Origin of the sequence: Pseudomonas sp. YQ_5 (assembly GCF_043103305.1) — a bacterium.
GTDB classification, from domain to species: Bacteria; Pseudomonadota; Gammaproteobacteria; order Pseudomonadales; family Pseudomonadaceae; genus Aquipseudomonas; species Aquipseudomonas putida_Y.
Genome location: NZ_JBICJS010000001.1, coordinates 78,057 through 101,495, shown reverse-complemented (window position 1 = coordinate 101,495; position 23,439 = coordinate 78,057). Strand labels below are relative to the sequence as shown.

The 23,439-nt window shown below is 63.6% G+C and carries 20 protein-coding genes and 1 pseudogene; 11 read left to right on the top strand and 10 right to left on the bottom strand.

Translation table 11 applies throughout. From position 1 onward, the window contains the following. The first annotated feature begins 18 nt into the window (after positions 1-18). A complete protein-coding gene (locus tag ACF8EA_RS00430; RefSeq protein ID WP_392520924.1) occupies positions 19-630 on the top strand; it encodes a cell wall hydrolase in 612 nt (203 codons plus the stop codon). 206 nt (positions 631-836) lie between these two features. Beyond that, positions 837-1,688, top strand: a complete 852-nt coding sequence (locus ACF8EA_RS00425; RefSeq protein WP_021781664.1) for a CAP domain-containing protein — start codon at positions 837-839, stop codon at positions 1,686-1,688. Here ACF8EA_RS00425 and ACF8EA_RS00420 read toward each other — a convergent pair. Further along, a pseudogene (locus ACF8EA_RS00420) lies at positions 1,655-2,667 on the bottom strand (GlxA family transcriptional regulator). The gene ACF8EA_RS00425 and the pseudogene ACF8EA_RS00420 overlap by 34 nt on opposite strands. 104 nt (positions 2,668-2,771) lie before the next feature. On the opposite strand from ACF8EA_RS00420, the gene ACF8EA_RS00415 reads away from it, so the two are divergent. Beyond that, positions 2,772-3,383, top strand: coding sequence for a LysE family translocator (locus tag ACF8EA_RS00415; protein WP_392520923.1), 612 nt, complete (start codon positions 2,772-2,774; stop codon positions 3,381-3,383). Positions 3,384-3,431: 48 nt separating this feature from the next. On the opposite strand, the gene ACF8EA_RS00410 is transcribed toward ACF8EA_RS00415, so the two are convergent. Together ACF8EA_RS00410 and ACF8EA_RS00405 are read right to left on the bottom strand one after the other, a co-directional pair. Further along, positions 3,432-4,631 (bottom strand): MFS transporter, encoded by a 1,200-nt coding sequence (locus ACF8EA_RS00410; RefSeq protein ID WP_135192587.1) that lies wholly within the window; start codon positions 4,629-4,631, stop codon positions 3,432-3,434. Positions 4,632-4,737: 106 nt separating this feature from the next. Then, positions 4,738-5,643, bottom strand: a complete 906-nt coding sequence (locus ACF8EA_RS00405) for a LysR family transcriptional regulator (protein WP_135192588.1) — start codon at positions 5,641-5,643, stop codon at positions 4,738-4,740. A gap of 117 nt (positions 5,644-5,760) precedes the next feature. Here ACF8EA_RS00405 and ACF8EA_RS00400 point away from each other — a divergent pair, with 117 nt between their 5' ends. The 3 genes from ACF8EA_RS00400 to ACF8EA_RS00390 all read left to right on the top strand — a co-directional run bounded on the left by ACF8EA_RS00400 (position 5,761) and on the right by ACF8EA_RS00390 (position 10,169). Further along, a complete protein-coding gene (locus ACF8EA_RS00400) occupies positions 5,761-6,111 on the top strand; it encodes a cupin domain-containing protein (RefSeq protein WP_392520922.1) in 351 nt (116 codons plus the stop codon). Positions 6,112-6,373: 262 nt separating this feature from the next. Then, positions 6,374-8,791 carry a glucose/quinate/shikimate family membrane-bound PQQ-dependent dehydrogenase gene (locus tag ACF8EA_RS00395; RefSeq protein WP_392520921.1) on the top strand — a complete coding sequence of 806 codons (2,418 nt, stop codon included), beginning with the start codon at positions 6,374-6,376 and terminating at the stop codon, positions 8,789-8,791. Positions 8,792-8,900: 109 nt separating this feature from the next. Next, positions 8,901-10,169, top strand: a complete 1,269-nt coding sequence (locus ACF8EA_RS00390; protein WP_392520920.1) for a carbohydrate porin — start codon at positions 8,901-8,903, stop codon at positions 10,167-10,169. A gap of 41 nt (positions 10,170-10,210) precedes the next feature. On the opposite strand, the gene argE is transcribed toward ACF8EA_RS00390, so the two are convergent. Both argE and ACF8EA_RS00380 read right to left on the bottom strand, forming a co-directional pair. Then, a complete protein-coding gene (argE, locus tag ACF8EA_RS00385) occupies positions 10,211-11,371 on the bottom strand; it encodes an acetylornithine deacetylase (RefSeq protein ID WP_392520919.1) in 1,161 nt (386 codons plus the stop codon). Beyond that, entirely contained in the window at positions 11,364-12,041 is a 678-nt protein-coding gene (locus ACF8EA_RS00380) for a DUF1028 domain-containing protein (RefSeq protein ID WP_103462584.1), read from the bottom strand. The genes argE and ACF8EA_RS00380 overlap by 8 nt, the downstream gene beginning before the upstream one ends. 99 nt (positions 12,042-12,140) lie before the next feature. On the opposite strand from ACF8EA_RS00380, the gene ACF8EA_RS00375 reads away from it, so the two are divergent. Genes ACF8EA_RS00375 through ACF8EA_RS00365 form a run of 3 tightly spaced genes read left to right on the top strand, consistent with a single transcriptional unit; the run spans position 12,141 to position 14,094 of the window. Beyond that, positions 12,141-12,344: a hypothetical protein gene (locus tag ACF8EA_RS00375; protein ID WP_392520918.1), complete on the top strand. Its 204-nt coding sequence runs from the start codon at positions 12,141-12,143 to the stop codon at positions 12,342-12,344. Between the two features lie 14 nt (positions 12,345-12,358). Continuing rightward, on the top strand, positions 12,359-13,678 hold the full coding sequence (locus tag ACF8EA_RS00370) for a flavin-containing monooxygenase (protein ID WP_392520917.1): 1,320 nt from the start codon (positions 12,359-12,361) through the stop codon (positions 13,676-13,678). Continuing rightward, positions 13,678-14,094, top strand: a complete 417-nt coding sequence (locus ACF8EA_RS00365) for a RidA family protein (RefSeq protein WP_014590706.1) — start codon at positions 13,678-13,680, stop codon at positions 14,092-14,094. The genes ACF8EA_RS00370 and ACF8EA_RS00365 overlap by 1 nt, the downstream gene beginning before the upstream one ends. A 93-nt stretch (positions 14,095-14,187) precedes the next feature. Here ACF8EA_RS00365 and ACF8EA_RS00360 read toward each other — a convergent pair whose 3' ends face one another. From ACF8EA_RS00360 to pgm, 4 genes are all read right to left on the bottom strand, one after another. After that, the gene (locus tag ACF8EA_RS00360) at positions 14,188-16,593 is read right to left on the bottom strand and encodes a TonB-dependent siderophore receptor (protein ID WP_392520916.1); all 2,406 of its coding nucleotides are present in this window, start codon (positions 16,591-16,593) and stop codon (positions 14,188-14,190) included. A 67-nt stretch (positions 16,594-16,660) separates the two neighbouring features. Next, entirely contained in the window at positions 16,661-17,605 is a 945-nt protein-coding gene (locus tag ACF8EA_RS00355) for a FecR domain-containing protein (RefSeq protein WP_392520915.1), read from the bottom strand. Beyond that, positions 17,602-18,114, bottom strand: a complete 513-nt coding sequence (locus ACF8EA_RS00350; RefSeq protein WP_021781678.1) for a sigma-70 family RNA polymerase sigma factor — start codon at positions 18,112-18,114, stop codon at positions 17,602-17,604. The genes ACF8EA_RS00355 and ACF8EA_RS00350 overlap by 4 nt, the downstream gene beginning before the upstream one ends. A 78-nt stretch (positions 18,115-18,192) precedes the next feature. Next, entirely contained in the window at positions 18,193-19,830 is a 1,638-nt protein-coding gene (pgm, locus tag ACF8EA_RS00345; RefSeq protein ID WP_392520914.1) for a phosphoglucomutase (alpha-D-glucose-1,6-bisphosphate-dependent), read from the bottom strand. Positions 19,831-20,003: 173 nt separating this feature from the next. Between pgm and ACF8EA_RS00340 the strand changes: the two genes are divergently transcribed. After that, entirely contained in the window at positions 20,004-20,651 is a 648-nt protein-coding gene (locus tag ACF8EA_RS00340; RefSeq protein ID WP_021781680.1) for a DUF1345 domain-containing protein, read from the top strand. 274 nt (positions 20,652-20,925) lie between these two features. After that, positions 20,926-21,186: a DUF1652 domain-containing protein gene (locus ACF8EA_RS00335; RefSeq protein WP_003247746.1), complete on the top strand. Its 261-nt coding sequence runs from the start codon at positions 20,926-20,928 to the stop codon at positions 21,184-21,186. 57 nt (positions 21,187-21,243) lie between these two features. Here the strand turns inward: ACF8EA_RS00335 and ACF8EA_RS00330 are convergent, their stop codons facing one another. Then, positions 21,244-23,352: a putative bifunctional diguanylate cyclase/phosphodiesterase gene (locus ACF8EA_RS00330; RefSeq protein ID WP_392520913.1), complete on the bottom strand. Its 2,109-nt coding sequence runs from the start codon at positions 23,350-23,352 to the stop codon at positions 21,244-21,246. Positions 23,353-23,439: the final 87 nt, after the last annotated feature.

Below are 23,439 nucleotides of genomic sequence, written 5' to 3'. Positions count from 1 at the left end.
CCGCCTGGTAGTTCGCCCATGCGCCTTTACTGCATGCTGATCGGCTTGACCTCGGCCCTGCTCGCAGGCCCCCTGCATGCCGCTGACCCGGCCAAAGCCGCCGTTGCCGAGGACAAGGCCGAAATGCTTGAAGAAAAGGTCGTTGAAGATGCACCTCCCCCCAAAAAAGCGGAGAAACTGACCCCCGGCGAAGCGCGGGCAGTGGACCCGGCTGGCAAGGCGCCGCTGGATGACAGCATCACCTGCCTGGCACGTACCATCTACTGGGAAGCCAAAGGCGCCGACACCAAAGACATGACCGCAGTGGCCAGTGTGGTGCTCAACCGCCTGGGCCACGATGGCTTTCCCGACACCATCTGCGCGGTAGTCACACAGGGTGTGGAGACCAAGGCCTGTCAGTTCTCATGGTGGTGTGACGGGCGCCCGGACCAGGTCGAGGAACCGCAACGCTACGACGTTGCCAAAGAGATCGCACGCAAGGCGCTGAACCAGCAATTGAAAGACCCCACCGGCGGTGCGTTGTACTTTCACGACCGCACGGTGCGCCCCGACTGGGCCAAGGCTTATCGCAAGACCGCGCAGACCACCCACTTCCTGTTCTACAAGCCGAACCAGGCATTGGCCCATTGACGCGTAAACGGCTAACAACGCTGGCCCGATGCGAATGACTGGCAACTGACCGCACTTTTCCACCGACCAGGGGTCTACTCCCTCTTTTGCCGCCAGTAACGATTGCCGGCGTTTTCATTGCCTTGCACGACCTCGGGCCAAAAGCCGCGGGCTTGTGTAGGATGAGCAGCGCACACCACGACGCTGCCAGTCATAGGGAGATCCACATGCGCGTCCTGACATCCGTTGTCGCCTTGTCACTGGGCCTGGTCGTTTCGACCGGAGCGCTGGCAGCCACCGGCGAAGAGGCGCAGTTGATCGATTCGATCAATGTCTACCGCAGCAAGGCCCAGCCCTGCGGTGGCGGGGCGTCGCTGGAACTGCCGCCGCTCAACAGCGACACACGCCTGGCGCTGTCGCCAGAGGGCACCCGCGACCTGCAACAGGCCATGACCCGCGCCGCCTACCCAATGGTCAGCGTCCAGGCCATCAGCCTGTCGGGGCCACGCGATGCACGCGCCGCCATGCATGCCATCGAGGAAAGCTTCTGCCAGGTGGTGCTCGACCCGCAATTCGTCGATATCGGCGTCAGCCAGGAGGGCCGCGACTGGCGCATCGTGCTGGCACGGCCGCTGCTCACCGGCCGCCTGGGCGACTGGCAGGCCGAGGGGCAGAAGGTGCTGCAGGAGGTCAACGCCGCGCGTAAGGTGCCACGGCAATGCGGCGGCCAGCCGTTTGCCGCCGCCCCGGCACTCAGCTGGAGCACAGTGCTGGCCGGGGTCGCCGCCAACCACACACGGGCGATGGCCAACCAGAACTTCTTCGACCACATCGATAAAGATGGCCGCACACCCGGTGACCGGGCGGAACTGGCCGGATACCTGTACCAGCAGATCGGCGAAAATATCACTGCCGGGCGTGACACCGCACAAAAGGTCGTCAACGGCTGGCTGGACAGCCCGGGGCACTGCGCCACGCTGATGAATCCGGCTTTCCGTGAACTGGGCGCTGCCTATGCGGTGGACCCCAAGAGTGATGCCGGGATCTACTGGACAGGCGTGTTCGGGACGCCGCAGTAGGTCACGTGAAGGGGCAATTGCCTGCACGCAACTGCAAGGCCGTACAACCAAACCGACGCCGCACGCATTTGCCAAGGTAGCTGGCATCCCCCAGGCCCACCTCATCGGCAATCTGCGCCAGGCTGTGGCTGGAGTTGAGTAAACGCCAGCGCGCCTGCTGCAAGCGCATCTCCAGCCACCAGGCCTTGGTGCTCATGCCGTGGCTGGCCTGGAACTGCCGGTCCAGTTGACGCCGGCTGATGCCCAGTTCCGTAGCCAGTTGCTCCACGGCCAACGGCGTACCCAGGTGATGACGCATCAGTGCTTGCGCCCGCTGCACCTGGCGCCCCTGACCGGCACCCAGTTCCAGCGAGCGCAAGGCGTGACGGCTGTCGCGGGTCTCGTCCACCAGCATGTCAGCCAGCCCTTTGAGCGCACGTGTTCGCCCGCAAGCGCGTGAAAGTAGGGCGACGGCCAGGTCTATGGCCGCAGTGCCACCGGCGCAGGTGATGCGATTGCCATCGATGCAGTACAACTGCTCGCTCAGCAGCTGCAACTGCGGAAAAGCAGCACGAAACTCGGCTTCGTGACGCCAGTGCACCACCACCTTGTGCCCCTGCAGCAGGCCGCAGGCCGCCAGCAGGAAGGCGCCATTGTCGACCCCCACCAGCTTGACACCCGCCTTGGCGGCCTGCCTGAGCAAAGCCTGGTAACGTGGCGCCAGCGCTGCGGTGGCCATGGCACTGCGGCCGCCAAACACCACCAGGTAGTCGAAACAGTTCAGCTCGAGCTGATCAGCAATGGCCTCGACCTGCAGTACCGCGCCACTGCTCGACGGTATCGGCTCAAGGCTGAGCCCCGCCACCGTCCAGCTGCAATAGCGTTGCTGGCTGTAGTCCTCGTCGTCGGCGCTGAAGCGCAATTTGTCGAGAAAGGCGCCAAACGGCAGCAAGGCAAAATCCGGTAACGGCATGATCAGCAAGCGGATGTCGGGCGGCATGAAACCACGTCCAGAAAAGACCCTTGTATGACCAGATAATACTCTTCCAGCTTGAGCGTTGCGCCATAGACTGTCGCCCTCTCTCGAACAAGGCAGTTTTCAACATGGCACTGGACACCTGGCTCATCTACCTGCTGGCCAGCATCGGTCTGTCGCTGACCCCGGGGCCTAACAGCCTGTTGGCGTTGACCCATGGCGCGCTATATGGCGCACGACGAACGCTGTTCACCATCGTGGGCGGGGTATTGGGTTTCAGCGCCCTCATCGCCTTGGCCATGTACGGCCTCAGCGCACTGCTCCAAACCTCGGCGTCGGTGCTGGGCGTACTGAAGTGGGTGGGTGGGGCTTATTTGATCTGGCTGGGCATTCAACTGTGGCGCAGCCCAGGCCTGCAGCTGGAACTGACCGAGCAAAGCGCGCGGCGCGGCAATGCCGGGCTGTTTCGCCAGGGCCTGCTTTCGGCCATGGCCAACCCCAAGGTGTTGCTGTTCTATGGTGCCTTCCTGCCGCAGTTCATCGACCCACAGCGAGGGCTGCTGCTGCAGTTCGCTGTGATGGCCGCGACCTTTGCCAGCGTCGAGTTCCTGGTCGAGTATTTGCTGGCACGCCTGGCGTTTCGCATTCGGCCATGGCTGGCCAAGGGTGGCAAAGGTTTCAATCGCTGCTGCGGCAGCCTGTTTGCCTTGATTGGCCTGGCGCTGCCGCTTGGCCGATAGCGGGCCCGCGAACACGGGCGAAGCCCGTGCCCTGCACCGCGTAACGGTTCAACCCCGGCGTGCCTTGAGTAGAAACACAACCAGCGCTACACCCGGCAACCCCGCCCCCACCAGTGCCACACCCTGCCAGCCAAACTGGCTGAACAGCGCACTGGCCACCGCCGACCCCAGCGCCCCGCCAAGGAAAATGCTGGTCATGTACACCGCATTCAGCCGCCCGCGGCTGGCAGGGTCCAGTGCGTACACTTCGCGCTGGCCGATGACCATGTTCATCTGCACCGCAAAGTCCAGCAACACGCCGGTAAGGCCCAGGCCAATCACGCTGTAACCCGGCACTGTCAGCCCCAGCAACAAGGCCGCTGGCGCCAGCAACAGCGCCAGCAGCGAGCCGGCCCGGGCATGCCCGGCATCGGCCAGGCGGCCGGCCATGGGCGCAGCAACGGCACCCACCGCGCCGACAAGGGCGAACACAGCGATCTGGCTTTGTGACAGGCCATGCTCACCGGCAAGCGCCATCGGCACCGCCGTCCAGTAAAGGCTGAACGCTGCAAACATCAGTGCCTGGTAAAACGAACGCTGGCGCAACAGCGGATAACGACGCAGCAGTGTGAGCAGCGACAGCATCAACCCGGCATAGCTGGCTTTGTGCTCGGGACGCCGCTGCGGCAAGGTCAACACCAGCAGCAGGATGATCGCCAGCATTACCCCTGCGGCGCCAATGAACACCGCACGCCAGCCGAAGTGGTCGGCCACCAGGCTCGACAGCGGTCGCGCCAGCAGGATGCCCAGCAGCAAGCCGCCCATGATGTTACCAACCACACGACCACGCTGCTGCTCCGGCGCCAGATGCGCTGCCAGCGGGATGAGCATCTGCACCGACACTGAACTGAAGCCGATCAGCAGTGCGTAACCCAGGAACAGCTGGCCCTGGCCGCTGCTGCTGGTACCCGCCAGCAGCAGGCTGACGCAGGCCAGGACCGCGGTGCCCACCATCAGGCGGCGGTTTTCCAGCAGGTCGGCCAGCGGTACCAGCAACAACAGGCCCAGGGCATATCCCAGCTGAGTGAGAGAAACGATCAGGCTGGCATGCTCGGTGGACAGCCCTAGGTCCGGGGCGATCAGCCCGACGATGGGCTGGGCGTAGTAGATGTTGGCGACGATCGCGCCGCAGCAGAACGCCAGTAGCACTACCAGAGCCCGGCTCAGGCTGGCGGCTGCCGGTTGCGCTGTCGCAAGGGAGGGGTTCATGCGAAGTTCCTCGACAAGGGATGGGGAGATGCTGGCCACCTTACCCATGCACGACATCGCCGAGAATCCGGCGGTGGCGCAATGCGGCTTTGCGCACAGCGCAACACTAGTTGCCGCGTATGAGCAAATTTTCGCAAAAGTCGATGAATGCGTTTACCCGCCGTGAGCCCCGGTGGTTGGGCATGTACAAGGCGTTGATGCTGCTATTGGCCGTGCCAGGGCTGGCCTGCCAGTCGGGGAAAACCCGCTGCAGGCGCCCCGCCAACACATCCTCGCGTACCAGCCAGTCGGCCAGCAGTGCGATACCACTGCCTGCCAGTGCCGTTTCACGCAACATGTCGGCATTGGCGCTGCGCAATGGCCCGCTTACATCCAGCTCCAGGCTGTCCTGGCCACAGGTCAGGCGCCAGGGGCGCGCTTTCTGCCCATAGCGAAAGCGCAGGCAGGCATGGTCAAGCAACTCCCGGGGATGCTGCAGAGGCTCACGCCCGGCCAGGTAGGCCGGGCTGGCCACCAGCCAACGCTGAAAACCGCCGAGCCGGCGGCACACCAGCTCGTCATTGGGCGAGGGGTCGCCCAGGCGAATCGACAGGTCATAGCGCCCGTCAAGCAAGTCGTCCAGGCGGTCGCTGAGGTCGATGTCCAGTTCCAGTGCCGGGTGCTTCGCCAGAAACGGCCCCAGGTGCGGGGCGATGACCCGCCTGCCGAACTCCACGGGCAGGCTCAGGCGCAGTACACCAACAGGCTCCTCGCCGCGATCGGCGATGCTGGCATCAGCCTCGTCCAGTGCTTCAAAAATGCCCCGTGCCCGCTCGTAGTAACGGGCGCCGGCTTCGGTCAGGCTGACCTGGCGCGTCGAACGGTTGAGCAAGGTGGCGCCCAACGACGCTTCCAGGGCATCGACCAGACGTGTCACCGACGATGTCGCCAGCCCTAGCCTGCGCGCGGCAGCAGAAAAGCCTTGGGCATCGACAGTGGCCACGAACATTTTCATCGCCAGCAGCTTGTCCATGTTCAGCCCGTCTTCCAAAAACCGGAAAGTTCTTACAAACAGCCGGGCGGGTCAAGCAGCGCGCGCCAAGGCGATTGCGTCCATAGTGAAATCAACCCAATTCCAAGGAGGCTTGCCATGACCCTGAACAACCTGCTGACCGCCCTGCCGCCCTGCGATCCCGCCAGCGCCGAACGTGTCGACGAATTGCTCAGCCGCCCGGGCATACGCGTGGAGCGTATCGTCTCCAGCGGGCAGGCAAGCCCACCCGGCTTCTGGTACGACCAGGCCGAAGGCGAGTGGATCATGTTGCTCAGTGGTGCTGCCGCCCTGCGTTTCGAGCACGAGCACCACACCCGCCTGCTGGCGCCGGGCGATTGTCTGGACATCCCCCCGCACCACCGCCACCGCGTGGAATGGACCGCGCCTGGCACAGCCACCATCTGGCTCGCCGTGTTCTATAGCAGCAGCACCCCATGGCCGGCATGAAGGGGCCATGCCTGCCCGTGCACAAGGCGCAGTTGTCACGCCGCCGTGCAAGGTTGGGCTTACGACCAAAGCATGAATACAAATCGAAGAGGCCTCATAAACGCCCCGTTCAATGCGCTTTTCAGCACCTTATCTATACTTTTAGCCACATCTTCGTAAGTTCAGCCCTGCGACAATCAGCCCCGCTCAATTATGTACCAACTTGTTAATTAGCAAGCTAAGGGCTTAAACTGCGCGCATTCCACCTGCTGAGATCCCTGGCATGAAAGAAACACCGCGCGCCTCTGGCGCCACACACTTCATCCTGGTCGGCTTGGGCGTGATCATCGCCCTGCTCGGCCTCCTCCTGGCTGCTGGCGGCGTCAAGCTCGCCGGTCTGGGCGGTTCCTGGTACTTCCTGATCGGCGGCTTGGCCATGGCCATCGCCGGTGTCCTCATTGCTCGCCGCAAGAAGGCTGGCGCCTGGCTGTATGCCGTGTTCCTGGTCGGTACTGCCATCTGGGCACTGATCGATGCGGGCCTGGTGTTCTGGCCGCTGTTCTCGCGCCTGTTCATGTTCGGCGCAATCGGCATGGTCGTGGCGCTGGTCTACCCGCTGCTGGCGCGTGCCAACGGCGCCAGCGCCGGGCGCGGTGCCTACAGCGTCGCCGGGGTAATGGCCGTGGTGCTGGTGGTCGCTGTCGGCAACATGTTCGTTGCCCACCCAAGCGTTGCTCCCAACGGCAAAGGCCCTGGCATGACCCCGGTCGAAACCGGCAAGGAACAAAAAGACTGGGCCCACTACGGCAACACCGAAGGTGGCAGCCGCTTCGCCGCGCTTGACCAGATCAACCGTGACAACGTCAACAAGCTGAAGGTAGCGTGGACCTACCACACCGGCGACGTCGCGATCAGTGACGGCAACGGGGCCGAAGACCAGCTCACCCCGCTGCAGATCGGCAGCAAGGTGTTCATCTGCACCCCGCACAACAACCTGATCGCACTCGATGCCGACACCGGCAAAGAGCTGTGGAAGAACGAAATCAACGCCCAGTCCAAGGTCTGGCAGCGTTGCCGTGGCATGGCCTACTTCGACGCCACTGCCGCCATCGCCCAGCCAACCCAGCCGAACAGCTCGCCGATCACCGGCGTTAGCGTAGCGGCCGGTGCCAACTGCCAGCGTCGCCTGCTGACCAACACCATCGACGGCCGCCTGATTGCCGTTGACGCCGACAACGGCGAGTTCTGCCAGGGCTTCGGCAACAATGGCCAGGTTGACCTCAAGGCCGGCCTGGGTGATGTACCGGACTCCTACTACCAGCTGTCCTCGGCACCACTGATGGCCGGCACTACCGTAGTGGTCGGCGGCCGTGTTGCCGACAACGTCCAGACCGACATGCCAGGTGGCGTGATCCGTGGTTTTGACGTGATCACCGGTGAAATGCGCTGGGCCTTCGACCCGGGCAACCCGGAAGATCGCCAGGCACCACAGGCCAACAGCACCTACGTGCGCAGCACCCCGAACAGCTGGGCGCCGATGTCCTACGACCCGGCGATGAACACCGTGTTCCTGCCGATGGGTTCGTCGTCCACTGACATCTACGGCGTAGAGCGCAGCAAACTGGACCACACTTACGGCGCTTCGGTGCTGGCCCTGGACGCCACAACCGGCAACCAGAAATGGGTGTTCCAGACCGTGCACAACGACCTCTGGGACTTCGACCTGCCCATGCAGCCAAGCCTGATCGACTTCACCAAGGACGACGGCCAGTCGGTACCTGCGGTGGTGATCGGCACCAAGGCCGGGCAGATCTACGTGCTCGACCGCGCCACCGGCAAACCGCTGACCCAGGTCGACGAAGTACCGGTCAAGCCAAGCAACATCCCGAACGAGCCGTACTCCCCTACCCAGCCCAAGTCGGTGGGCATGCCGCAGATTGGCGCGCAGACCCTGACCGAATCGGACATGTGGGGTGCCACCCCGTACGACCAGCTGCTGTGCCGCATCGACTTCAAGAAGATGCGCTACGACGGCCTGTACACCGCGCCGGGCACCGACCTGTCGCTGAGCTTCCCGGGTTCGCTGGGTGGCATGAACTGGGGCAGCATTTCTACCGACCCGGTACATGGCTTCATCTTCGTCAACGACATGCGTCTGGGCCTGTGGATCCAGATGATTCCTTCGCAGAACAAAGGTGGTGCAGCATCCGGTGGTGAAGCACTGAACACTGGCATGGGCGCGGTACCGCTCAAGGGCACCCCGTACGCCGTGAACAAGAACCGCTTCCTGTCGGTCGCCGGCATTCCATGCCAGGCACCGCCGTTCGGCACCCTGACCGCCATCGACATGAAGACCCGCCAGGTAGCCTGGCAGGTACCGGTCGGCACCGTTGAAGACACCGGCCCGCTCGGCATCCGCATGCACCTGCCGATCAAGATCGGCCTGCCAACCCTTGGCGGCACCCTGTCGACCCAAGGCGGCCTGGTGTTCATCGCCGGCACCCAGGACTTCTACCTGCGCGCCTACGACAGCAGCAATGGCAAGGAAATCTGGAAGGCTCGCCTGCCCGTTGGCAGCCAGGGCGGCCCGATGACCTACGTCTCGCCGAAAACCGGCAAGCAATACGTGGTGATCACGGCTGGCGGTGCACGCCAGTCGACTGATCGTGGCGACTACGTGATTTCTTACGCTCTGCCGTAAGACCGCGTCGCCTGCTTCGCGGGCAAGCCCGCTCCTACAAGGCTTACACCGGCCCTGTAGGCGCGGGCTTGCCCGCGAATGCCCCTCAAAGACAATCCGAGATTCTGTAATGCCATCCGCAATTCGCATCGCCCCCACCCTGCTGCTGGCCCTGGCCAGCACCACTGCCCTTGCCAACGACGACCTGCTGACCCGCAGCACCCTGACCGGTGACTGGGGCGGCCTGCGCCATCAACTCGAAGAAGACGGCGTCAAGATCACCGGCGACTACAGCGGTGAAACCGCCTACAACGCCCACGGTGGCCTGCACCGCTCGGCGCGCTATTCGCAGAACGTCAAGCTGGGCGTGCAGTTCGACCTGTCGAAACTGTACGGCCTGGACAACGGCGGCAAGGTCCAGCTGACCATCAACGACCGCCGCGGTAACAGCGCCTCGGAAGACCTGGTAGGCAACCGCCTGCCGATCCAGGAAAACTACGGCGGCCTCTACACCCGCCTGACCGAGCTGAGCTACGAGCGCATGCTGTTCACCCCGGTGCTCAACGTCAAGCTCGGCTACATGGCCATGGGCAACGACCTCGGCGGCCTGGACAGCGGCATCCTGTGCAATTTCATGAACGCCGGCTTTTGCGGCCACCCGCTGAACATGTCCGGCGGCAGTGGCTGGGCCAACTACCCCAACGCCCACCTCGGCGTGCGGGTGAAGTACGACCTGTCGCCTGCCTGGCAACTGCGCGTGGCGGCGTTCAACGTTGACCCCGAAAGCAACGGCAACTCCAGCCGCGCCTGGCACCTGGGGCCCAAGCACACCACCGGCACCGTGGTACCGGTAGAGCTTATCTACAAGCTGCAAGGTGAACTGCCAGGTGAGTACAAGCTGGGCTACTACTACGACAGCTCCGATGTGAAACGCATCGGCAGCGACGATGAAGTGTCCGGCCGAGGTGGCCATTACCTGTTGGTCGACCAGGCAGTGTGGAACGACCAGGCCTCCCCAGGCCGAAGCCTGCACGCCTTCGGCCAGTACTCGGCGTCAAGCAAGGCTGCTTCGCCGTTCACCAAGTGGTATGGCGCCGGCGTGGTGCTGTACAAACCGTTCGAAGGCCGCCCGAAGGATACCGTGGCACTGGGTTACGGCCGGGCCGTGCCCAACCCGCGTAGCCGCGACGTGCTGGAAGATGCCGCTTTCAACGCGGGCCAGCAGTTCCCGGATATCGACAGCGCCGAGCAGTTGATCGAACTGAGCTACGGCTACCAGGCCACGCCATGGCTGAACCTGCGCCCGGATGTGCAATACATCATCGAGCCAGGGGCGTTTTCGGGCAAAGACATCGACAACGCACTGGTGGTTGGCCTGCAGGTCAAGGCGACCTTCTGAGTCACCGGGGCCGCGCTGCGGCCCATCCACCGTCGCAACCCTCAAGCCTGCTTGAGGTAGTCCACCAGCCTCAGCAGCATGGCATCGCAGCCCCGCAACTGTTCGACACTGACAAACTCATCCGGCTTGTGGCCCTGGTCCATGCTGCCAGGCCCGCACACCACGGTGGGGATGCCCGCCTGGTCGAACAAGCCACCTTCGGTACCAAACGCTACGGTACCAAACGCATCCGAGCCACTGAGCAACGCCACCAACCTCGCAGCCTCGCTGTCCTCCGGTGTCGCCAGCCCCGGATAGGCACTCAGCGGCTCCAGGCGAATGGCGCTGGCGGTATTGACCTTGCGCATACGCGGCAGCAACTCGGCTTCAGCATACGTTTGTAACTGGTCGGCCACCGCCTGCGCCTCGAACCCAGGGAGCGCGCGTACTTCGAAATCGAACTCGCACTCGGCCGGCACGATGTTCAGCGCCCTGCCCCCTTTGATCACCCCGGTCTGCACCGTGGAGAACGGCGGATCGAAGCGCTCATCGTGATGAGCCGGCAGTGCCAGGGCATCGCCGATGTCACCCAACTTGCCAATCAGTTTCGCTGCATACTCGATGGCATTCACCCCATACGGCGCGTACGCCGAATGGCACGCCGCACCCTGTACCTGGCAACGCATTGCCAGCTTGCCCTTGTGCCCCAACACCGGTTTGAGCTCGGTGGGTTCACCGATCAGGCACAGCCGTGGTTTACACGGGCGTTGTTCGAGGGCAGCCAGCATCGAGCGCACGCCCAGGCAACCGACTTCTTCGTCATAGGAAAATGCCAGGTGTACCGGCATGCGCAACGGTTGGGCGAGAAAAGCGGGCACAGCAGCCAACACCGAGGCGATAAAGCCTTTCATGTCGGCCGTGCCGCGGCCATACAGGCGGCCGTCACACTCACTCAGGGCAAACGGCTCGACCGTCCAGGCCTGACCATCCACCGGCACCACATCGGTATGGCCAGACAGCACCACACCGCCAACATCCTTGGGGCCGATGGTGGCGAACAGGTTGGCCTTGGTGCCCTCCGGGTTATGGAACAGCTCGCATTCCACTCCCAACTCGGCCAGGTAATCACGGATAAAACCGATCAGCGCCAGGTTGGAGTCGCGGCTCACCGTGGCAAAGCCGATCAGCCGGGCCAGCAGCGCGCGGCTGGCAAACTCACTCATCGCCCGGCACCCCATAGCTTGGCGCGGCGGTCGGGTTGAGGGCGCGGGTAACGTAATCCTGCATCTGGGGGCGATAGGCTTGCCACAGGCCATCAAGCACGCCGATCGGGTCACTATCGGCCCAGTCGACGCGCAGGTCCACCAGCGGCCAGGTCAGCTCGCCCGCAATCTTCAGCGCCGCCGAGTGCACGGGCCCGGCTTCGCCACCCGCTGCCATCGCCGCGTGCATGGCTGCCAGCAGGCGATCGGCCAGATGGCCGCCGGCCTGCTCGAAGGCCAGCACCATGGCTTCGATCACCTGGGTCGAGGACAGCAGGTTGCCAGCCGCCGCGCATTGTTCGCCGGCCACTGCATTGTGCGTGCCCAGTGCTTCTCGCCCGGTGAACAATGCCACCTGGCCGTGACTGTCGATCACCGTGACCTGGCGGTATTCACTCCAGCCATTGGCACTGAGCACCCTGTCCAGCGCAGCGGCAGGCGGTAACTGGCCATGCTCAAGGGCATCGAGAATCTGCGGGCCTAGCGCCGGCAGGGTGATGTTCTGGGTAGAGACCGCGCCCACACCGGCACGCACCCAGGGGCAACGGGCACCCACGGCGATGCTCGACGAGCTGATGGCGATACCGACCTGGCCGGTTTCCTGGCAACGACCGATGATGGAGAACGTCATGTCATGGTTCCTGTTGTGCTGTGCGATACACGGCATTCTGAGTGGAACCTTCTGGCGGGCGAAACGACCTTTTTCCGAGGGGGTAGGCAGGAAAAAACTATGCTCAAGGCGCCGCTCTCTGCACCCGCTCGAAAAACCACCTCACCCACCCTGGCAACCAACCCCGCAGGCCAGAGAACTCAAGGCCTTCGCCGTTTTATCGGCAAGCACCAGCTAAATACTATTTTCGCCATTTCCACGGCATCCCTAGTCTGGCTCCAGGCAACGGCGGTCCTCCAAACCGACCTGACAAAAACCGCCTGAACAAGGGCTCGGACATGACACTGAACAACCTCGAAATCGACACCCTCGTCGTCGGCGCCGGCCAGGCCGGCGTGGCCATGAGCGAACACCTGAGCAAGCTTGGCGTGCCGCACCTGGTACTGGAGCGCAACCGCATCGCGCAGGCCTGGCGTACCGGCCGCTGGGACTCGCTGGTCGCCAACGGCCCGGCCTGGCACGACCGCTTCCCGGGGCTGGAATTCAACCTCGACGCCGATGCGTTCGCCGGCAAGGACCAGGTGGCCGACTACTTCGAGCAGTACGTACGCAAGTACAACCTGCCCGTGCGCACCGGCATTGAAGTGAAGCGCGTGGTGCGTAACAGCGACCGCCCAGGCTTCACCATCGAAACCAATGAAGGCGTGATTCGCGCCAACCGCGTAGTCGCCGCCACCGGCCCGTTCCAGAAGCCGGTGATCCCGGCCATCGCGCCGAAAGACAGCAACCTGCACCAGATTCATTCCGCCGCTTACTTCAACCCAGAGCAGCTGCCTGAAGGCGCGGTACTGGTGGTCGGTGCCGGTTCCTCCGGCGTGCAGATTGCCGAGGAATTGATGCGTGCCGGACGCCAGGTGTACCTGTCGGTCGGCGCCCACGACCGCCCGCCGCGTGCCTACCGCAACCGCGACTTCTGCTGGTGGCTGGGCGTACTGGGCGAGTGGGACGCAGAAATTGCCAAGCCCGGTCGCGAGCATGTGACCATCGCGGTCAGCGGCGCCCGCGGTGGCCACACCGTGGACTTCCGCGCCCTCGCCCACCAGGGCATGACCCTGGTCGGCCTGACCCAGTCGTTCGAAAACGGTGTAGCGCGCTTCCAGGACAACCTGGTCGAGAACATCAACCGCGGCGACGAAAACTACCTGGCCCTGCTGGATGCGGCCGATGCCTACATCGAACGCAACGGCCTGGACCTGCCGCAAGAGCCCGAAGCCCGCCAGCGCCTGGCCGACCCGGAGTGCATGCGCAACCCGCTGCAGCAACTGGACCTGGCCAAGGCCGGCGTCAGCAGCATCATCTGGGCCACCGGTTACGGCGTGGACTTCAGCTGGCTGCAGGTAGACACCTTCGATGCCAACGGCAAGCCCCAGCACCAGCGTGGTGTGGCCCGCGAACCGGGCGTGTACTTCCTCGGCCTGCCGTGGTTGTCGCGCCGTGGTTCATCGTTCATCTGGGGGGTGTGGCACGACGCCAAGCACGTCGCCGGCCACATTGCCACGCAGCGTACCTACACCGCCTACCGCGACCGCGAGCAACGCGCAGCGGATGAGCAGCAAACTGCCAAGATCAGCAATATCAGCACCCTCGGAGCCCACTGATGCCTACCCATACTCGCATCCGCATGTTCAACACCAAGGAAACCTACCCCAACCAGACCCTGGACAACGACTTGTGCCAGGCCGTGCGGGCGGGCAATACCATCTACGTGCGCGGCCAGGTCGGTACCGACTTCGAAGGCAAACTGGTCGGCCTGGGTGACCCGCGCGCACAAACCGAACAGGCGATGAAGAACGTCAAGCAACTGCTTGAAGAAGCCGGCTCGGACCTGTCGCACATCGTCAAGACCACCACCTACATCACCGACCCGCGCTTCCGCGAGCCGGTGTACAAAGAGGTGGGCAAGTGGCTCAAGGGCGTGTTCCCGATTTCCACCGGGTTGGTGGTGGCCGGGTTGGCCCAGGCCGAGTGGCTGATGGAGATCGACGTGATCGCCGTGGTACCCGATCAGCAATGATCGCAGGCCTGAACGGCGGGTGGTGACTGCCACCTGCCGTCCAGGTACGCCTGAGTGCCCCCGGGCCGCGAAAAGCGGCCCCGGCGCTTTGAGCTAGAAGCCCAAGGTTGCCGATAACAGGTAAGTACGCGGCGTGGAAAGGGTCAACCCCGGCTCACTGTCATCCGACGCCCCCGCCGAGCTCCAGTAGCGATCATCCAGCACATTCTCGACACTGGCCCGCAAGGTAACCTCGGTGGCGTCCACCTTGAAGGCATAACGTGCACCCAGGTCATAACGCTCCCAGCCGTCGATGCGCTTGCTGTTGTTCTGGTCCAGGTACTGGGAACTTGAGTGAATGCCGCGCGCTGTGAATGTCAGGCCGTTCACCCCTGGCACGTCCCATTCAGCCCCCAGATTGACGTTGTATTCGGGCGTGGCCGGCGCACGGTTGCCATCGTAGGCACCGCCGACAGTGTCGGTGAGTTCGCTGTCGATATACATCACCCCACCCAGTACCCGCACGCCCTTAACCGGCTCACCGAAGACGCTCAGTTCGATTCCGCGGTTGTCACGCTTGCCATTGGGGCCGAATACCCGCGAGGCGGGGTTGGTCTCGTAGGCTGGCTGGCGGATGCGGAAGGCGCTGGCGGTAAAGGCCACCTGGCCGAGGTCGTACTTGGCCCCCACTTCGATCTGGCGGCTGGTGAACGGCGGGAAGATCTGGTCTTCGTTGATCGAGGTCGAGGGGGCGATCTTGCCTTGGCTCAAGCCCTCCATGTAGTTGGCATACAACGAGAGCTGGTCGGTGACCTTGAGCAATACGCCCCCAGAAGGCGAGACCTTTTCTTCGTCATAGCCCGTATCGCCTTTGACGCCGTCGCTCCAGTCATCCACCTGCACCCGTTGCCAGCGCGCCCCCAGGGTCAACAGCAGGCGATCGTCAAAAAAGCCAAGGGTATCGGCCAGGGCCACCCCGGAGAAGCGGTTTTCCGTGTAGACCTCGGGGTCGAGGCGGGTTGGCGTAGCGGGTGTCGGTGCGGCCACCGGGTTGTAGAGGTTGCTCGGTGCCGAGGCATAGCGCGCACCGCCGTTGGTGAAGTCCATGTAGTAATAGCTGGCGGCCAGGTTCAGCTCGTGGCTCACCGGCCCGGTATGGAACCAGTGACGCAAACCGGCCATGGCGGTGCGCACTGACTCGTCCCGGGTAAAGTCACGCGGCTGCACGGTGAAGTCGCCGGCATCGTTGGTGATCGACACGTTATGGCGCAGGAAGTCGTGGTTGCTCTTGCGCGCGCCGACCGCACCATAGGCCAGCAGCGACTCGCTGATATCGTACTCGGCGTTCAGCGCACCGAAGGTGTCGTTGGTACGCGCCTTGCTCCAGGCCTGGGCGTAGTTGTGGCGTACGTCATTGGCATTGGGCACCTTGGCATTGGCACCGACCAGCACACGCTCCTGCGGGGCGTCGGTGTCGCGTTCGGTGTGGCCAAGGTCCGCCGAGAGCCGCAGGCGCTCGCCTCGAAAATCCAGGCCCAGCACCGCCATTTCGCGGTCAACGCGCTGGTGATCCCATTCGGTGTCACCGGCCTGCTTCACGCCATTGAAGCGCACGCCGAACTGCTGGTCTTCACCAAAGCGACGGCCGATATCCACTGCGCCGCCAGCCTGGCCGGCCGAAGCGTAGCTGCCGGTGAATTCGGTGATCGGCTTGTCAGCAGCTCGCTTGGGCTGCACATTGATACCGCCGCCCACGCTGCCACGCGGCGAAATGCCGTTGATCAACTGGCTGGGGCCTTTGATGATGTCGACCCGGTCAGCCATTTCCATGTCGATCGAATACGTCGGCAAGATGCCATACAGGCCGTTGTAGGCCACATCGCTGTTGAACAGGCTGAAGCCGCGAATGGTGAACTGCTCGAAACGCCCGCCCGCCGGGTTGGTAGCACGCACTGAAGGGTCACTGGCAATCAGTTCGCCCAAGGTGCGCGCCTGTTGGTTCTTGACCAGGTCGCTGGTGTAGCTGGTGATGCTGAACGGGGTTTCCATGAAGTCGCGCGAACCGAGCAAGCCTTGTGCTCCCTGGCGTGCCACTTGGCCACCGGCATACGGCTGCGTTTCGTTGCCTGCGGCCAGGCCGCCGACGATGCTGGTGGGGGCGATTTCCAGAGCGCCACTGGCCTGGGGGGCTGGCATCAGGGTGAAGGCCCCCTCACCCACCGGCAGCGCCTGCAGGCCGCTACTGCGCAGCAACTGGCTGAAGCCTTCATCGACACTGTAACGACCGGACAAGCCGTTACTTTGCCGGCCCTCTACCAATGCCGGGTCCAGCGAAAGGCTGACACCGGCCTGGTCGGCGAAATGGGTCAAAGCGGCACCCAGGCTGGCTGGCGCTACCTGGAACGTACGCCGGGCCGGCTCATCGGCCCAGGTGGGTGCACACAACAGCAGGCTCATCGCGAACAATGGATGTGCTGCGCGCGCCAGTGGGCGCAGGCGGCAAGATTTTACTGCAGGCATTGAACAAGGCTCCCCTTTTATTTTCTCCTACCGGTAATGACCGGCGAGTGAAAAAAAGGGGACAGCCTCATGCTCGTTTTTCTCGTGCGGTCAGGCTCACCCAATAACGCGTGCGGGTCTGCACTTGCAACGGCAGGCTGGCGGCGAGCAGGGCCAGCACCCGGTCGGTGTCGTCAAGGCGGAACGTGCCGGTCACACGCAAGCGCTCCAGTTCTGGTGCCCAGCGCAGTACGCCGGGGCGATACCTGCGCAGTTCGCGCAGCAACTCGCCCAACGGGCGGTCGTCCAGCCGTAGCGCGCCTTCGCGCCAGCCCAGTTGCCATTCGTCGAAGGCTTTGACAGGGCCAACGCCGGCCGCCTGCAAACTGGCCTGTTGGCCGGCCTGTAGCATCACGGCTGGACCACGCAGCGGTTGCAGGCTGACTGCACCCTTGATCGCCGACACCCGGCAGGCCTCATCAAGCAGGCGCAGGCACGCCTCGCCCTCGCTGATCACTACCCGGCCGTAAGGCACCTGCAAGGTGAGGCTCAGGTTAGCGGGCACGCTGACGGCCACTTCACCGCGCAGCAGTGCCACGCGGCCTGGACCCAGCTCGATATCGACCGCACTGTCGGTGTTCAACTGCAACAAGGTGCCGTCGCTCAGCAGAGCCTGCCTACGCTCTCCTACTGCGGTGCGCATGTCGGCGGTCCAGGCATCCAGCGGCAGCTCACGGCTCACCAGCCAGGCCACCGGCAGCAACGCCGACACACCCAGGGCTTGTTTGAGCAGTGCCCGACGACCGGCATCCGGGCGATCCAGGGCGGCCATCGCCAATGCGCCGGGCAACCCGGCAAACCGCGCTCGCAGCAGGGATGCCTTTTGCCAGGCGTCTTCGTGCAGGGGACTGCTGGCGCGCCATTGCGCCAGGCGCAGCAGGTCAGCTTCGTTTGCGTCGCCAGAATCCAGTAGTGCCAGCCAACGGGCCGCAGCACCCAGCGCCTCGCGGGTTTCTGGGGTGTGGGGGCTCATCGCAACTCGGCCAACAGGCAATGTTCGTAAGCCTGCGCCATGTAGCGTTTCACCGAGCGCTGGCAAACGCCCAGGCGCTGGCCAATCTCGGCGTAGCCCAAACCTTCCAGCTGGTGCCAGAGAAAGGCCTTGCGTATCGCCGGCTTGAGGCCGTCGAGCAATTCATCCAGTGCCTGCAGGGTTTCCAGCAGTACCCAGCGCTGTTCTGGCGACGGCACGTGTTGCTCGGGCAACTGCGCCAAGGCATCAAGGTAGGCCTGCTCCAGGCTACGTCGCTGGTGGAAGTTGCTGAGCAAACGCTTGCCCACGGTCAGCAGATAGGCGCGTGGTTCGCGTATGTCTGCCAGCGGCTGGGCGCTGGCCAGAATGCGCAGAAAAGTATCCTGACTGAGGTCGGCGGCATCCCAGGCATTGCCCATACGCCGGCGCAGCCAGGTTTCAAGCCAGCCACGATGCTCCCGGTACAGGGCAGGCAGGCCAGGCTCCGGTGGCGGCGCGGCGTCGATCATGAGGAGAGTCCTGCGGCGGAGTAAATAAGATTAATTCTAATTTACATCGCGCCACAGAACCAAGCGGTTTGTTACCGGTCAGGCGATTGCTTCATCAACCAGCACTTGTGCTTCCTGCACCAGACGCTGCAAATGCGCCTCGTCGATGAAGCTTTCGGCGTAGATCTTGTAGATGTCTTCAGTACCCGACGGGCGCGCGGCGAACCAGCCATTGGCCGTCATCACCTTGAGCCCGCCAATCGCCTGGCCATTGCCTGGGGCGTGGCTGAGGATCTGCACGATCGGCTCACCGGCCAGCTCGGTCGACTTCACCTGCTCCGGCGCCAGTTTGCTCAGCAACGCCTTCTGCCGCGCATCTGCCTTGGCCTCGACACGCGTGGCGAACGGCTTGCCCAGCGCCTCGGTCAGGTCAGCATAGGCCTGGCTCGGGTTACGCCCGGTACGGGCGGTCATTTCGGCGGCCAGCAAGGCCGGGATCAACCCGTCCTTGTCGGTGGCCCACACCGAGCCATCGCGGCGCAGGAACGAAGCCCCTGCACTTTCTTCGCCACCAAAACCGAGCGAACCGTCGAACAGGCCCTGAGCGAAGAACTTGAAGCCCACCGGCACCTCATAGAGATCTCGGCCCAGACGCTGGGTAACGCGGTCGATCAGGCCGCTGGAGACCACGGTCTTGCCCACAGCGGCATCACTGCGCCACTGCGGGCGGTGGCGGAACAGGTAGTCGATGGCCACGGCGAGGTAGTTGTTGGGTTGCAGCAAGCCATCAGGGGTGACGATGCCGTGGCGGTCGTGGTCCGGGTCGCAAGCGAAGGCCACGTCAAAGCGCTCACGCAGGCCTATCAGGCCCTGCATGGCATACGGCGAGGAAGGGTCCATGCGGATCTGGCCGTCCCAGTCGACGGTCATGAAGCGGAAGGTCGGGTCGACCTCGGTGTTCACCACTTCCAGGTCCAGCTGGTAGTGCTTGGCAATCGCCGACCAGTAGCGTACCCCTGCCCCGCCCAGCGGGTCGACGCCCAGGCGCAACCCGGCGCCACGGATCACATCGAAATCGATGACGTTTTCCAGGTCGGCCACATAGGTGCTGACGTAGTCGTGGCGGTGGGTGGTCGGCGCCAGCAGCGCCTGGGCATGGTCCATGCGCTTGACGCCGGCCAGGTTAGCGGCCAGCAGTTCGTTGGCCTTGCCCTCGATCCACTTGGTCACGTCGCTGTCGGCCGGCCCGCCGTTGGGCGGGTTGTACTTGAAGCCACCGCTTTGTGGCGGGTTGTGCGACGGGGTAATGACGATACCGTCAGCCAGACCCTGTGTGCGGCCACGGTTGTGGCAGAGGATGGCGTGGGACACAGCCGGTGTGGGCGTGTATTCGTCATCCTTGGACAGCATCACCTGCACGCCGTTGGCGGCCAGTACTTCCAGGGCACTGGCGGCCGCAGGAGCTGACAGGGCGTGGGTATCGGCGCCGATGAACAGCGGGCCATCGATACCTTTTTCCTGGCGGTACAGGCAGATAGCCTGGCTAATGGCCAGGACGTGATACTCGTTGAAACTCAATTCAAGCGAACTGCCCCGGTGCCCCGAGGTGCCGAAGGCCACGCGCTGGGCCGCCACGGCAGCATCTGGGCGGCCGGTGTAATAGGCGGTGAGCAGCCGGGGAATATCGACCAGCACGCTGGCCGGAGCCGGCTTGCCTGCCAAAGGACTGAGCGTCATGCAAAAACCTCGAGTTCAACGGATGTTGGTGTTGGAACGTGCAGTGTACTGAGAGTTGCAATGCCGTGCGATGGGGGCATCAAAGAAACCCCGGTCCCTGCTGGGTACAGCGCACCCCGCCCAACCCTATGACGGTCTAGAGTTCAAGCCATACCCATTGTGAATAAGGCTCTATGGCTTTCCATCGTCTGACCCGCACACACCCCCGCCTGAGCCTCGCCACTATAGTCGGCCTCGCTGGCGCCTGGCTGATCCCCGCCGGTGATACCGTGCAACACATCCTCGCTGGCTGGAACCTGGGGGTGTGGCTGTACCTGCTGCTGGTGCTCTACCTGAGCTGGACAGCCAGCCCGGAAAAGGTCCGCAAGGTCGCCGGCGTCGAAGACGAGAACGCGGGCCTGGTCCTGCTGACCGTGTGCATCGCCGCCATCGCCAGCCTTGCCGCGGTCACCCTGCAACTGGTCTCCAGTCGCGGCCTGCAAGGCACGGACCTGGCCGTGCACTATCTCTATACCGGCCTGACCGTCGCCGGTTCATGGCTGCTGATCGGCTGCATATTCACCCTGCATTACGCCCGCCTGTTCTACACCGGGCAAAGCCACGAACTGCCGCTACGCTTCGCTGATGGCGAGCGCAACCCTGATTACTGGGACTTCCATTACTTCTCGTTCACCATCAGCGTGGCGGTGCAAACCTCAGACGTTGGCGTCGCCGGACGAGGGTTGCGGCGGGTGGTGCTGGCGCATTCGCTGGTGGGCTTCGTATTCAATACGGCGATTCTCGGGTTCACGATCAACATCGCCGCCGGGTTGCTAGGTTGACCAAGCCGCTCGTCTGAAAAACCTGCGCGTCTAGCGCCAGCGAAATCCACCAAACCCAATGGTTACCTGACACCTTGCGGTCGGGAAAACGTTTGCCATGCAGTCAACCGACACACTGCGCCCGTAACATGGGTGTGCCCCCTGTCATGCATTCGCACATTTGTCGTACTTGCAACCGAAAATCGCACGTAGCAGGTGCTATCTTTACTTTCCCGGCGGCCGCATCGATGTGGCCACCCGCTCATCACGTCCAGGTACGGACAAGGAGGCTGGCATGAACAAGATGACGTTCCCCAACGCCTGCCAGGTGATGCGCTGGCATTTCCATCCGTTGGGTTTCGAGGCCAGCATGGATGCGCCACGCAGCATGGTTGCACGGCTGTTCGACCGCGCCAGCGGTGAGACCCTGCTGGCGATTGCGGGCATCCCCTGTGCAGCGATCATGGCCGCCGCCGATGTAGAGCGCATCATCGAGGCCGTCGAGGCGGAGATGGATGCCTTCATACCCGCCTTCACCCTGCGCGACGCAGTCTAGTGTGGTATTTCTGAAACACCACACTAGGGTCTGTTTTCAACGCAGCATCACCGAGTATCAAGGCTTTTCATACAGCGCCTGGCCCGCAGCAGTGAATTCCGGGCCCATGGCCTGCAACTTGCTCATGAACTGCTCGGCCGGCACGGGCTGGCCCAGCAGGTAGCCCTGCAACGAATCACAGCCCAGGCGAGTCAGGAAGTCCTGCTGCTTGTCGGTTTCAACTCCCTCGGCAACGATACGCAGGCCCAACGCCTGGCCCAGTGCGACAATTGCCGAGACAATCGCTGCATCGTCACTGTCCTGCTCCAGGTCGCGCACGAAACCGCGGTCGATTTTCAGCTCGTTGGCTGGCAGGCGCTTTAGGTACATCAGGCTGGAATAGCCCGTACCAAAGTCATCAATGGACAAGTCCACGCCCATGTCGGACAGGCGCTGCAGCACGGTCAGGCTGGCGTCGGCATCGTGCATGGCGGTGGTTTCGGTAATTTCCAGTGTCAGGCAGTTGGCCGGCAAGCCGTTCTGCTGCAGGGCGCGGGCCACGCTGTCGACCAGGCCGGCGTGGCAGAACTGGATAGCCGACAGGTTCACCGCCATGCGCCAGCCAAGGTGGCCCTGGTCCAGCCACTGGCGCATCTGACGGCAGGCCTCGATGAGTACCCACTCGCCAATGGGGATGATCAGGCCGGTCTTTTCCGCCAGGCCGATGAAGCGGTCAGGCAGCAGCAGGCCTTGCTGCGGGTGCTCCCAGCGCAGCAGCGCTTCGGCACCAATCGGCTGGCAGGTATGGGCGTCGAACTTGGGCTGGTAATGCAAGCGGAACTGGCGCTGCTCCAGCGCCAGGCGCAAGTCCTGCAGCAGTTGCAACTGCTGGCGGGCATTGCTGTTCATCGACACATCGAAGAAGCTGTAACCGTTCTTGCCTGCGCTCTTGGCATGGTACATGGCAGCGTCGGCGTTACGCAGCAGCTCGTGCTGGTCCTGGCCGTTGCCCGGGTACAGGACGATGCCCAGGCTCGCCGACAGTTGCAGGTCGTGCTCGGCCACGCGGAAAGGCCGGGACACCAGGTTGACCTGCTTGACCGCCACGTCCATGGCATCGTTCGGCTCCTGCAGTTCCACCAGCAGAACGAACTCGTCGCCGCCAATCCGTGCCAGCGTATCCTGGCTGTGCAGGTGGCCGCGCAGGCGGGCCGCCACTGCCTTGAGCAGAAGGTCTCCGATATGGTGGCCAAAGGCATCGTTGACCGGCTTGAAGCCGTCCAGATCAATGAACATCAGGGCAAAACAGCCGCCCTGCTCCGCCACTTTGGCGATGGCCTGTTCGATGCGATCGGCGAGCAAGGTACGGTTGGGTAGACCCGTGAGGGTGTCGTGCAGGGCCAGTTGGGTCAGCTCCTGGTTGGCCAAGGTCAGCGAGCGGGCCAACTCGGCAGTACGTGCCTCCAGGCGCGCGTCCAGCACCGAAGTCAGCAGCGCCACTGCCAGAACTGCCAGCGTGGTGATCAGCACCAGGTAAACCAGACTGTCACCTTGCAGACCGCCCCCCAGCGCGCCGCAGAAGCTGCCCTCGGGGAAGTTCGCCGCGGCCATGCCGGTGTAATGCATACCAACGATGGCAAAACCCATCACCACCGCCGCCAGGCCACGGATCTGCCGTACATAGGGTGTGTGTGTGCGCAGGCGGAAGGCGATCCACAATGCCGCCGCCGAGGCGCCTACGGCAATCAGCAGCGAAGCACCAAACAACGTCGGGTCGTAATCAATACCCGGCAGCATGCGCAGCGCGGCCATGCCGGTGTAGTGCATGCAGGCGATACCGGCGCCCATGATCAGCGCGCCGAACCCCAACTGCAGCGCTGGCAGGCTCGGCTGGCTGACCAGCCACAGGGCAAAGCCCGAGGAAAGCACGGCGATCAGCAGCGAGAACGCGGTCAGGGCCAGGTCGTAACCCAGGTCGATGGGCAAGCTGAAGGCAAGCATGCCAATGAAGTGCATCGACCACACGCCGATGCCCATGGCCAACGCACCGCCGCCCATCCACAGGTAGGCAGCGCGGCCCTTGGCCGTGGCGATGCGGCCAGTCAGGTCAAGAGCGGTATAGGATGCCAGGATCGCCACGCACAGCGAAATCAACACCAGCGAAGAAGAGTAGCTACCGGTCAGCATTGAGAGTTCCAGCGCCGGGACAGGGGGCCCGGCAAAAGCTGACGATTGTACTCAAGCTTAAGCGAAACGCACGGGGTTTTTGCGGAT